This is a genomic window from Novosphingobium sp. SG707 (assembly GCF_012275515.1).
In the GTDB taxonomy this organism is placed as follows: Bacteria; Pseudomonadota; Alphaproteobacteria; order Sphingomonadales; family Sphingomonadaceae; genus Novosphingobium.
Genome location: NZ_JAAZQL010000024.1, coordinates 1 through 12,576, shown reverse-complemented (window position 1 = coordinate 12,576; position 12,576 = coordinate 1). Strand labels below are relative to the sequence as shown.

The window sequence follows — 12,576 nt, the reverse complement described above, 5'->3', positions numbered from 1 at the left end:
GCCGCGCCCTTCTCCTTCAGGCGTACCGCCTCCTCCACCGCGATCTCGTCAAACGGGTTCATGCTCATCTTCACATTGCTCAGATCAACACCCGTACCATCCGCCTTCACACGCGGCTTCACGTTGTAATCCAATACCCGCTTGATCGGCACCAAACATTTCATGGTTGCATCACCCTTACCTTCCAGCACCCGATTTCACAGGCGCTTGCATGGCCGTTGAACAAGGCCTATACCAAACATCTGTTACAGTCAAATGAGGAAGCATACTTTGGCTCTGCCCTCCCCCTGCTGCCACACCGCCGTCCAGCCGTCCCACAAGATCGCGCCGGGGCAAGGGGCATCGGCATGACCAAGGCGAAGCCAGCGCCGCGCACCCGCCGCCAACCCACTGAGCAGGGCAGCAACCGTCGCGCACAAATTCTTGAAATCGCAGCCCATCTCTTCGCGGCCAAAGGCTATGCCGGAACCTCGATGCGCGATATAGGCGAGGAAGCGGGCGTGTTGGGCGGCTCGCTTTATCACCATGTCAAATCGAAGGATGCACTCTTTGCCGAGTTGCATAACAACGCGCTCGATCAGGCCGGAGCGCGAATCGAGGAGGCCATCGCCACCATCGATGATCCATGGAAAAAGCTGGAAATCGCCTGCATCACGATGCTGGAAATCCAGCTCGATCCGCAATCGCTGACCACGCCGCTGATGAATGATTTCCGCATGGCGCCCCAACCGCTGCGCCATCTGCTGATCGAGCGGCGCGATGCTTTTGAGACGATCTTTGCCCGGATCATCGCCGGACTGGATCTGCCGCCGCATATCGACCTGTCGATCTACCGCAACACGCTGCTCACCATGCTCAACCACACGACCGACTGGTATCGCCCGGGCCGCCTGAGCCCCGCCGACATCGGGCGCCAGGTGGCCGCGATCATGCGCGCGGGGCAAGCCTGAAGAGTTGAGCGCATGAGGTCAACGGCTGCGTCGAGGAAAAACAAGCCGGCATCAGCGATTTTGAAAGATCGAACGCAAAAAACGTCCTCAGGCTTGGGGCCGAGAACGGGGGAGATCTTTTGGCAATGTCCAGATAAAGTCCTCGCGCCTTCGACACAAGCGCCTGACGATACCATCAGGTCAAGTGAAGGACAGTATAACGTCAGTCCGGCTTTATGCTTCCAAGGATTTTATATATAAGAAATACAGTTAATACAGGGCGGAATATAAAAATTCTGATTAAATTCAAAATCAGCTTGGTATAATATAACCCTTTGGGACAAAACTTGGAACATCTTCCCATGTTCCATTCGGGTTATGATAGAGTCTGATTTCGCAATGCTTGCATCGTGATATCAAATGGACCCCATCATGGCGGGTCCTTTTCCTGTTTCTATTGTGCCTCCCTCTGGAACAGAAAAAATATATGCGGAAAATGTTATATAGATTTCCTAACACACGATACTCCAGACATATTCACCACCTCATCCCCCCAATATGATTCTGTAGCCGCGCTGCTTTTCACAGATTATTTTATAATCTTTGTTCAGGAACTTTCGGATTTGGCAGATGAGAACCTGAATGTGCTTCACACTCACCTCATCAATGCCATTCCCTATTATATTACTGATCTCGTGATACGAAAGATAGCGCCCCTTCCTTGCGACAAGGCCCAGCAAGATCTGCTTGTGCCGGCGTGGAAGACGCGAAATATCGGCGATTTCAATCAGTTGACTATCCTGGCGCCGATCCCGAAAATGCTGCTCCAGGGATTGAACATAGCGCCGCCACATGGCTCGCGACCGCCAGACAGCTTCTGCCGGCGAGGTTCGTTCAATATCGATAGCATCATCAAAGCCCGCCGCCACGGCGCGCGCCCGCTTGGGCGGGGTGGCATTGGCCAGAATACAAACCTTGAGCTTGTTTTTCAGTATCGGCGAAAAGGATTTGAGCACCCGAATCATTCGGCGAACGTCATTCCCCCCGATGAAAATGGCGTCATATTCCGATGATGCAGTTGCAATGAAATTCGTCGAATTTTCACTATACGAATATTCTTCAAAGAAATGAAAAACTTCGCTCAACCAAACCTTTCTTTCCTCCGACCCGCTGTCATTGAACGAAAGATACCTTACCTTCATTTCATCGGGGAAAATTTTCTGATGATGCTCCTCAGGCTTTGAATGTGAATCATTTCCTTGATTCACATTTATGCACACGTCTCTCCTCGCTATTGCCGTCATGCCCTTTTTGCCCCGGGAAATGGTTTCGCGCCCTGTATTGGGAACCGTTATAAACCTTCACTTTTAGGGCTATGGCGCAGGGAAATGTTAACGGAAAACCACTAGGTTAATCTTAAAAATCTTTTAACAACAGCCAAATGAGTGATTTGCCTTCATTTTTGGAAATCGATTTTCCTTTGGACAAATTCTCAGCAAGGCCCCATTTGTAGGGATTACGGCAAAGCCAAGCATCCCGGCATCGAATCCCCGGAAAACGAATCACTACTTCGATTCATGCCCACCGGTTTCGCCGGCAACAATCCGCCATCCCCAGCACGTGATCGAGCATCTTTATGACAAGGCCGAAGCTGCCTTGACCCGGCGGCGACAGGGCACTTCATTATGCAGCAAACGCCCGCTCATTCATAAGGCGGTTGCCCCCGGGATTTAACGCGACCCGCCCCGCTCAGCTTCCCCACTTTCCAGCAAAAGCGCGCCCAGAGCCTGCTCATGCGATGCATAGCCGCCATAGAGGACCGGGAGCATAATGGTCTTGGCCAGATCGCGCCTGCCCTCGCGCACCAGTTCCTCGGCCAGATAGAGGCGCGGGGCCGGAGCGGCGGGATTGGTCCTTGTCACCTTGACCATGTCGATCAGCGCCTGCTGGGGCGGCGTTTCCCCAGCCTTGGTAAAGCTGCGGAAATAGGCGATCTGGGGGATGACCGCCCTAGCATCGGCAGGCGCGGCGCTCGACAGGATCTGCCGCGCCGAGGCCAGATCGGCCGAGCGCCTGTCGGCCGACCCGTTGATCGCCTTGTCGGCCAGCGCCATGCCCTTCCATGCCAAAGCCAGCGCATTGTCGGGCAACCGGGCCAGCACGGCCTCGGCCTGTTCAAGGCACAGATCATCATGGCCATCGCGGCATTCCGCCTCGGCCATCAGCATATGGGCTTCGGCGGCATCTCCGGCCGGGGCCAGACTGTCGCGCAGGGCGTGAAGCCAGTCCTCCCGGCGCGCCGCATTCTCCTCCGCCAGCCGCGCATCCATCTGCAGGCGCGGCGCGATCAGCGCCACCTGTGCGGGCGAAAGGTTGGTGACGATGGGGTCCTGCCCCGGATCCCTGCCCTTGTCTGACCGCCCATAGAGAATCGCGGATTCCAGATAGACGTTGAATTCATGCTGAAGCACACGCAGATCGCCCAGCTCAACGGCGGCCTGCGCCATGGGCGTGCCATGGGCAATGGCCGACATATATCTGGAAAAGCTGCGCTGCCGATCGGGTTTCAGGCCCGAATAGAGGAAGAAATGCGCCGTCAGCCATGCGTGATAGGGCGTCCACACCATCCGTCGATAGCCCGGCTCCAGATAGCGGCCTGTGACAATGTCGCCGATCCTGACCGCACCATAGGCGCGCAGCACTTGCTTGTAATACAGCGGCGGGGCGGCGTAATCGACCGCGCCATCGTCCCGCATCGCCACGGTCGAAAACAGCGCGCCCACCCCATCAAGATACCAGCGCGGATAGGCCGACGGGATATGCGCCAGAATGAAATGCTGGGCGACGCCTGAATAAAGCGCCGCGGTCCAGGGCCGGGGAACCGGCTCACGATTGACGCGTCCGGCATCAAGGCAGTCCTGATCGTTCTCCATCGCATTGTCGCAATCGCGCTCGCGCGCTTCGGCAGTGTTGAGATCAATCACCTGATCGGCCCGCGCCACGGCCAGAACCGCGCCATCCGCACGCGGGTCGTAATAGCGCTGATCGCTCAGGCCCGCGCCATAAGGCCCTTCGGCCGAGCGCGCATTGACCAGCCCCAGATCCTTGAAAAAGCTGCGTTTGCCAAACAGGGTGACGGTCAGCTTGCCCACTTCGTCATGGGCCTGATCGATATGATACAGCCGGGCCAGCAGATGTTGCAGCTTTTCCAGATTGACGGAGGTTCGCCGCAATTCGGCCTCGCTGCCGTCGCTCAGGACGATGAAATGGTCGGTTTCGGCCCTGTTCCATTTGCCCGGCGGGGTTACCGCGCCATTGACCAGAATGTCGGCGGCCGAGCGCCCCGCCTCCTGCGCCGCGGCAGACGCGCCGAGGGGCAAAAGGGCAAGGGCGGCAAGAAACGAATGGCGCAACAAAGTTTGTCTTCCCGGTAGCTTGGAGGAGAGGTTTTCAGAAACCGATCAAGCCGAATTGCCGGTAATATTCGGCCATCGCCGGATTGAGCAGACGTGATGCGGACCAATCGCGCCGCGCCGCTTCCCCATCGCCCCCATCCCGTTCGGCCAGAGCCCGCAGCAGATAAAGGAAAGACTGGTTGGGATTGAGTTCAAGCGCCTGATTCAAATCCCCGATGGCGTCCTTCCAATGGTGCAGACGCCATTGGAGCATACCCCGCACCCCCAGTGCAGAAGTGGCCCCGGCGCCGCCGATCTGGATCGCGTGATTGCAATCGGCCAGCGCATTGTCGAGATCGGTGTTCAACAATCCTTTGAGGCGGCACCGGCTTACCAACAGGCCGGCATTCTCCGACCTCTTGGCCAAACCCGCATTGATGGCCGCCAAAGCGCCCGCCGCATCGCCGCGATAGGCCAGCACATCAGCCTTTCTGGCCTGATGAAACGGTTCCCGGTCGCCGCCGTTGGCGATCAAGCCATCCAGACGCGCAAGTGCCTCGTCGCTTTTCCCGGCCCAGGTTTCGACAAAAACCAATCTGCCCAGCGTCGTCTGATCCGATGGATCAAGATTGTAGGCGCTGGTCATGTCCGCAACGGCATGGTCCTTGTCGCCTGTCGCTTCATACAGGCCCGCGCGTTCCCGATACAAAGCCTTGTCGCCCTTCAGCGCCAAGGCCTTGGTGAGATCCGCAATGGCCTTTTGCCGCTCGAAGATCTCGGCGTAAAATGCCGCCCTTGCGCGGTAGCGTTCGGCATCATCGGGCTTTTCCGCGACCCATTGGTCCAGCGTGGCGATGGTCTGGTCGAAAAGGTGGTCGCGCCGGGACTGTTCCAGGTCGTGCCAAGGCGCCGGATAGCCCGCATCGGTGCGCAACGATGGCAGTCTGGCGATCAGATCGGCGTCCTGCCTGCGCATGGCGGGAATGTCTGCGGCCGCCAGTTCGCCGCCGCTGCGCAGATTGTGGAGCGACAATTGCCATTGCCCATCGCGCCATTCGGCCTGCACCCTTTCGCTGCCGCCGGTCGGGAACGAGCGCTGGGCATCGGCCTGCCCCTGCATGGCAATGCCCTTGCCCGCGCGGGACAGGCGGAAGGTTTCCTCGATCACCACATGCTGCGCATTGCCCAGCGCAACCGGCACGGCCTGCCAGATCGTGCGCGAGCGATCAGGATATTGCGACGGCCGGACAAGGTTTGTCGGCAGGGTGTAACGGCCGTCGGTCCGTTTCCACGGCGATGGAATGATCCCGGATGCGGCGATCGTGCCCGACCCGCTTGCCGGATCATAGGTGAATTGCGGATGCACGAAGATGCTGTTCTCACGCACGCTGCCCAACACCCTGCGCAGGGTCTGCGCCTTGCCTTCCGGATCGAGACTGGCCAGCCCGGAATTGAGCTGTCCCGCCAGAGAGCCGCGCAGCAGGAGCCTGATCTGGAACGGCGCCATGAGGGCGACGCCCGCGCGCATGTCGATGTCTGTATGCACCTCGATATGCGGCCGCGCGGGCGGGCGCAGGGGCGCCCGCATAAGATCCGCCCCTGCCGCTCTGACCGGCAGGACCCAGCCATAGGCTGCCACATCGTCCAGATCAGGCTCCCGGCTGCCAAGCCCGGTGCCATCCAGCCAGAGCACGGATGGGCCGACATGGGCCAGAACCATCACATGATCGAAGGCCGCCACCGAGGGCAGCCGATCATGCACCAGATCGCCATTGTGCAGGTTGGCCAGCGCCGGTTCCGCCTCGATACCCAGTTTGTGAAGCACGGCCAGCAGGAGCAAGGTCTTCGCCTTGCAATCGCCATAGCGTGTGCTCCAGGTCTGCTCCGGGGTTTGCGGCACCAGATTGCCGCCATTCATGGCAATCGCGAAATAGCGCACCTTGTCCTGCACCAATTGCAAAGCCATCGCCGTGCGCCGCCGAGGATCGCTGGTGGCGGCGGCGATCCGGGCGATCTCCTGATCCAGCTCGCCGCCCGGCCTGACGGCGGCCGACGGCGCATCGATCCGGTAAAGCGGGGCCATCGTGCGGCTTACCTCGGCCCAATCGGCAAAATCGGTAAATTCGGCCAGAGGCGGGCGGGTGAACCGGCCGGGCGCCTGCGCGGCCGGATCGGGTTGACGGGCCACAGGCATGGACACCTGCCATTCATGCCAGCCGTGCTCCGATTTTTCATTGGCGGTCACATCATTCAGATAGGTTTTCCAATGAACCTTGTCGGTATCGCTCCATAGAACGCGCGCGCGGCCAAAGCCCATCGGAACCGGCTGCGGCAACAGGGGCACCGCCGTATTGACACGCCCCAGCAGGACGGGGTCCTTTTCGGTCAAAGAATAGCGGCTGATGATCGTATCGCCCACCTGAAGGCCGGTGATCGGCAGGGTTGCCGTCAGCGATCCGTCAAGCTGGAGCGATTCCAGCTTTGCCTCGCGCCGCAAAACCGTGAAATGCTGGCCCGAGGCCAGAACATCGATTTTCCTGCCGTCGCGCAAAATCTCGATCCCATGGACAATCAGATCGCCGTGGTCCGGCCGCCACGAAATCGTGAGTGTGCCCGAACGCGCCATGGTTTCGGGCGTATCGATCCGGCGGGCGGTGGCTACATAAGTCCATACCGCGCCATGGTCGATCCGCGCCTGGACATCATAGAGGCGCAGGACCGGCGAAGCGCTTTCCTTGTCGGCCGAGGGGGAAACCGGAGCCGGCAGCACCCAGTCGGGAGCCGGGCGATACAGGGGCTGATCTCCGGCATGGGCCGGAATGCAGGTCTGGATGAAAGTTCCCCCAAGCAGCGCGATTGCAAGGGGCATGCGCGAAAACCGCGCTTTCAGGTCGTGCTGCATCAGGGGAATCCCGGCAAGATGGATGGAGGATTTCGATTATCAGCGCGACCCGTATAGTATTTGCATAAAAATTTTTGCTTATCCAGTGGATAGTGAGCGCCATGTCAGGCTCAATCTGGGGCTGCGCAGATCTGGATAAGTCCACTCCCGCAGCGGCTATGGAGCGGGTACAGTCTCCATAGGCGACATTGAGGGCCGCTCTCGTGATAGCCGAAAGCGTCCCTTCATTGGTGCAACGTTCCGCTTCGAGACCGACGCGGACAAGGGATCATGCCGCTTGATTTGAACGCGACGTCGCATAAGATGCCCCTGATAGCGTAAAGCTCGAAAGAATCCCTTAAAAACATAAATTATGGGTGGGGTGGATGCGCTTGAGAGATTCCATGGCCTGCGGGCTGTTTTGTGCGCTCACCATTGTATCGCCCGCTGCTGCGGAATGTCGATTGGGGCGCGTTGCGCAGCTTGCCGTTACGATGGAAGGCAGACTTGCCACGGTGCCGATCACGGTCAATGGCAAGCAAACCAGATTTGCACTCGACAGCGGCGCGTTCCTGAATGTCATGTCTCAGGCGCGCGCCAAAGAACTGGGGCTGCCGCTGCAGGCTGCTCCGTCCGAATTCACCGTGGTCGGTGTCGGCGGCGCGGCGGTGCCGCAAAAGACGACCATCAAATCCTTCGGCATTGCGGGCGTCGACATCAAGAATGTCGGCTTTCTGGTGGTCGGCAACAGCTTGGACACCGGGTATATCGGGCTGAACCTGTTGGCATCTTTCGATACCGAATATGATCTGGCCAACGGCAACGTCAATCTCTTCGCCCCCAAGGAATGCGAAAACACCAATCTGGCCTATTGGGCCAGGGACAAGGCGGTATCCGTCATCGACTGGCTGCCGGGCGACTACAGCAATGACAAGCATCTCTATGTTCAGGTCCGTATCAACGGCAAGACGATGCGGGCCATGCTGGACACCGGCGCCTCGATCAGCACCTTGAACCGCACGGCCGCGGAAAAGGCTGGACTTGATCTATCGGACTCCTCCGCGCAACCGGATGAAGCCATAACCGGAATAGGCAGCAAGGCGCGGCGGTCATGGAATGTCAGGCTGGCAAGTTTTGGCATAGGCGGCGAAGAGATCCGCAATGCGACCATTCGGGTGATGGATGCAGGTTTCGATCCCTTGAGCGATATGGTTCTGGGGGCGGATTTCTTTTTGGCCCACCATGTGCTTGCGTCCTACACGCAACGCCTGATTTATCTGACCTACAATGGCGGACCGGTCTTTTCTCTGGATAATCCCGCATCGGCGGGAGGCGCCAGGCCCGCTGAGGACATCGACACCTTGGCCGGTGAGCCAGACGATGCCGATGCCTATGCCCGGCGGGGCGCCGCGCGGTTGACGCGGGGCGATTCCGTTGGCGCGATCGGCGATCTGACCCAGGCCATTCGGAAAAAGCCCGATACCGCCAATTATCACTATATGCGGGCGACCGCCCATCTGGCCCGTCACGATGCCGCAGCGGCCGCCGTGGATTTCGACAGCGCGGTCAAACTCGCTCCGACAGAGAGCCGGTTTCTGATCGCGCGCAGTTTTAACCGGCTTTCACAAAACGATAAGACCGGCGCCCTTGCCGACGCCGAGGCCGCCAGCGCGCTGATACCGGCAGGATCACTGGAAAACCTGAAGCTGGTCGCCTTGTTTGATCAGTTGCAGAAACCGGAGAGAAGCCTGAAAATGCTCGATGAGGTGATCCGCCTGCATGCCGAAGATCCGCTGCTGGGCGAATTGCTGAATGCGCGGTGCTGGACGCGGGGCGCGGCCAATGTCGAACTGGATATGGCCATGGCGGATTGCGCAAAGGCGATCCGCCGCGACGGCGCCAGACCATCCTATCTCGACAGCCGCGCTTTGATCTATCTGCGGCAAAAGAACTACCCCGCCGCCATCGCGGATTATGATGCCGCTTTGGCTCAGCAACCGGGACTTGCCTCATCGCTGTATATGAGCGGGTGGGCCAGGCAGGCGATCGGCCAAAATGAGGCGGGCGCGGAAGACATGGCCAATGCACGCAAACAGACCCCCGACATCGCGGATAAATTTGCCCGGTATGGTTTCAACACGAAATCGTGAACTGAAATTCGGCTTTGCGGCCTGTCCATTGGGCGGCGACGCTGCGGTCAAGGCCTTGTCTTGAGGCCGGGAGCAGAGGAGAGCGGCAGGTCAGCGCCGCCCTCTCCTTTTCAGCCCTCCGCGCGATGATTTTGCGTGCGGCGCATTCTATGTCCGATCCGCCTTCAGGTACTTCGGCAAGGGCAACTGGCCGCCTTGCTGCCCGGCAGGCGTCTGGGGCAAGGGCCAAGGCTGCGCGCCCACCCGCGCGGCCCAGTCGCGATAGGCCTGGGCAAGACGCACAACGACCTGCGGCTGGGCGGCGGACAGATCGTGAAGTTCGGTGCGATCCGCCTCCATGTCATAAAGCTCCCATGTATTGGGATAGGCGGAAACCAGCTTCCATTGGCCGTCGCGAACGGCGCAATTGCCTTCATGCTCCCAAAACAACATGCCTCGGTCATCAACCCTGCCGCCCGAGAAAACGGGGCGAAGGCTGCGTCCTTCCGGCGGAATGGGGGCCTTGCCCGAAACCGCCTGTTTGGGAAATTCGGCGCCGCTGACATCCAGACAGGTCTTCAAAATGTCGATCTCATGGCTGACCTGATGCGTGATGGCCCCGCGCGCAGCGATGCCATTGGGCCAATGCGCCACCAGCGGTACGCTGATGCCGCCCTCATGGGCAAAGTGTTTGTAAAGGCGGAAGGGCGTGTTGCTGAGATTGGCCCAAGGGCCGCCATAGCTCTGGAATGTGGTGGCTGGTCCGGGCATGATTTTGGGATCATTGCCCGCGATAACCGGGGCGCCGGTCTTGGTGCGCTCGGGCATCCAGATTTCGCGCTTGGCGCCGGGCTTGACCTCGTCGGTCTCCTCATAATTGCCGCCATTGTCGGACATGAAGAAGATCAGCGTGTTGTCGAGCTGGCCCATCTTCTCCAGTTGCGCCACGATGCGGCCGATGCCCTGGTCCATGATGTCGACCTGCGCGGCATAGACCGCCATGCGCTCGATTTCCCATGCTTTGAACGAAGCGCGATCCCAACCCGGCACGCGCGGATCACGCGGCCCCATCGACCATGCCGAGCTCAGCAACTGCATCTTCAACTGTTTGGCATGGCGCTGTTCACGCAGCGCATCCCAGCCAAGAGCATAGCGGCCGCGATATTTGGCAACCGTCTGTTCGGGCGCCTGAAGCGGCCAGTGCGGGGCGTTATAGGCGGCGTAGAGAAAGAAGGGCTTGCCCGCCTTGCCCGCATCCTTGAGCATATCGACCGCATTGTCGGTGATGCCGTCGGTCAGGTAGAAATTGGGGTCCTTCTCCTCGATCTGCTGATCGCCGCGGAACACATAGGCCGGGGTGAAGTAATCCGACACGCCGCCGATGAACCCATAGAATTTGTCAAAACCCCGGTTCACCGGCCAGTTCGACTTGTCATCCACCTTCTCGCCCAGCGCGGTTTCCTGAAACGGGGTGATGTGCCACTTGCCGCTCATCATCGTGGTATAGCCCGCGCCCTTCAGCATTTCGGCGATGGTCACGGCGTCCTTGTTCAGATCGCAATCATAGGCCGTCAGCGCGGCGGGATAGCGGCCGTGGTCCACGGTCATCATCGCCATATTGGCCTGATGCGGGTAAAGACCGGTCAGCAAGGAGGCGCGCGACGGACAGCAGCGCGGCGCGTTGTAATACTGGCTGAAACGCAGCCCTCCCGCCGCCAGACGGTCAATGTTGGGCGTGTCGATCTCGCCGCCAAAGCAGCCGATATCCGAATAGCCCATGTCATCGGCCATGATGAGGATGATGTTGGGGCGGCGGGACGCTTTGGCCGCCTGCGCCGCGACGCTGCCCGACGCGATGGCCAATCCGCCCGCCACCCTGGCGGCACCCGAAAGGAACGTCCGACGATCTTGCATCAAAATCACTCCCATGCATGGCGCATTCGCAGGATGCGCAGATAGATTGGCAAAAATTGGTAAGTTAGCCTTGTCAGAAAAACACGTCCAAATCACAGTGCCAGTGCCGTCCTGCCGCCACGGCCAGGCCGGACATGAACCCAGAGACGACTGATTTTCGGCCTTTATCTCTCCATTATTATGAGCGCCAAGTTATAGCATTTCCAAGGGAAGTCCAGCGTCATCATACCATAGCCCCTTTATTGGTTTGACCTTTTTCTGGAATTTGGAACACGATACCGGATGACCTGATCGACAGGGTTTGCCCGATGTGGACAGATCAAAAGCTAAGGGCAATGCCTGCCGAAACCTGAGGGAGGATAGCGCGTTACCGCCAGGCGGCGGCGGCAAGCCCGCGCCACGCCAGCAGCACACCTGCCGACCGCACCAATGTCCAAACGCTATCAGGGGTGGCTGGTAGTGGCCCACACATTGGGCCCCGATTGCTGTGTTTGTTCCGGAACGGAGACGAACACATGCGAACCCAAGGAGGGCAGAATATGGCGGATTATCAGGGGTGTCCAATCACGGGCGAACGCCCGCGAAGAAGGTGGTGGCCGAGCCGGAATCGAATTGGCACAGCAAGTATCTGATTATACATTAAAAAAATATTTTCGCTAGTATTATACCATCACTAAGTCCATCAGACTTGCTTCTAATTTGGGTTCGATCCCGAATGCCGGAATCGAACGACTCTCCTTCCGATTCGCGGCTAATTCGGACACTGAAATCTCTAGCTGGAGACCCGCAAAAACCGTTGGCGTTTGGATGTCTATGATGATTCATTGATCGGGCACGATCATGGAGCCCGCTGATGGATCCCAAGTCCCTGTTCAGTTTGAGCGATCACCTTGAGGCCCTGAGCAAGGATGGTGATCCGCTCGAGGTTTTGCAGCGGGCGGTTGATTTTGAATATTTCCGGGCCTGGCTGGTTGAGGGGCTGGGCTATGGTGATGGCTCGAAGGGCGGTCGTCCGCCTTTTGACGCGGTGATGATGTTCAAGGCCCTTATCCTGCAGGCGCAGCACAATCTGTCGGACGCGCGGATGGAGTTCATGATCCGGGATCGGCTGAGTTGGCTGCGGTTTCTGGGGCTCGCGCTTGGGGACCGGACGCCGGACGAGAACACGATCCGGCATTTTCGCAACCGCCTGACCGAGACGGGGACGCTCAAACGGGTGATGAAGGCGTTTGACTGTAACGGCCCGATTGAGGCCGCCTGACGATGTTAAGCGACGTCGTTATTGACGTCGTTATGTACGTCGTATGCGGTGGAGGCTGTTTTGGTGG

7 protein-coding genes and 1 pseudogene are annotated in these 12,576 nt (G+C 59.1%); 3 read left to right on the top strand and 5 right to left on the bottom strand.

The window, feature by feature from the left end; translation table 11 throughout:
- Positions 1 to 164: pseudogene (locus tag FHW92_RS25240) on the bottom strand (electron transfer flavoprotein subunit beta/FixA family protein); the annotation flags it as partial.
- A 183-nt stretch (positions 165 to 347) separates the two neighbouring features.
- Here FHW92_RS25240 and FHW92_RS25235 point away from each other — a divergent pair.
- Positions 348 to 950, top strand: a complete 603-nt coding sequence (locus FHW92_RS25235) for a TetR/AcrR family transcriptional regulator (RefSeq protein ID WP_168606045.1) — start codon at positions 348 to 350, stop codon at positions 948 to 950.
- A 524-nt stretch (positions 951 to 1,474) separates the two neighbouring features.
- Here FHW92_RS25235 and FHW92_RS26295 read toward each other — a convergent pair.
- From FHW92_RS26295 to FHW92_RS25220, 3 genes are all read right to left on the bottom strand, one after another.
- The gene (locus tag FHW92_RS26295; RefSeq protein ID WP_168606044.1) at positions 1,475 to 2,197 is read right to left on the bottom strand and encodes a helix-turn-helix domain-containing protein; all 723 of its coding nucleotides are present in this window, start codon (positions 2,195 to 2,197) and stop codon (positions 1,475 to 1,477) included.
- Between the two features lie 462 nt (positions 2,198 to 2,659).
- Positions 2,660 to 4,345 (bottom strand): hypothetical protein, encoded by a 1,686-nt coding sequence (locus FHW92_RS25225; protein ID WP_168606043.1) that lies wholly within the window; start codon positions 4,343 to 4,345, stop codon positions 2,660 to 2,662.
- 34 nt (positions 4,346 to 4,379) lie between these two features.
- On the bottom strand, positions 4,380 to 7,193 hold the full coding sequence (locus FHW92_RS25220) for a DUF3857 domain-containing protein (RefSeq protein WP_168606042.1): 2,814 nt from the start codon (positions 7,191 to 7,193) through the stop codon (positions 4,380 to 4,382).
- A gap of 506 nt (positions 7,194 to 7,699) precedes the next feature.
- Here FHW92_RS25220 and FHW92_RS25215 point away from each other — a divergent pair.
- Positions 7,700 to 9,355 carry an aspartyl protease family protein gene (locus FHW92_RS25215; RefSeq protein ID WP_168606041.1) on the top strand — a complete coding sequence of 552 codons (1,656 nt, stop codon included), beginning with the start codon at positions 7,700 to 7,702 and terminating at the stop codon, positions 9,353 to 9,355.
- A gap of 147 nt (positions 9,356 to 9,502) precedes the next feature.
- Here the strand turns inward: FHW92_RS25215 and FHW92_RS25210 are convergent, their stop codons facing one another.
- A complete protein-coding gene (locus FHW92_RS25210) occupies positions 9,503 to 11,248 on the bottom strand; it encodes an arylsulfatase (protein WP_168606040.1) in 1,746 nt (581 codons plus the stop codon).
- An 853-nt stretch (positions 11,249 to 12,101) separates the two neighbouring features.
- Between FHW92_RS25210 and FHW92_RS25205 the strand changes: the two genes are divergently transcribed.
- Positions 12,102 to 12,509 (top strand): transposase, encoded by a 408-nt coding sequence (locus FHW92_RS25205; RefSeq protein ID WP_210428700.1) that lies wholly within the window; start codon positions 12,102 to 12,104, stop codon positions 12,507 to 12,509.
- Positions 12,510 to 12,576 lie beyond the last annotated feature (67 nt).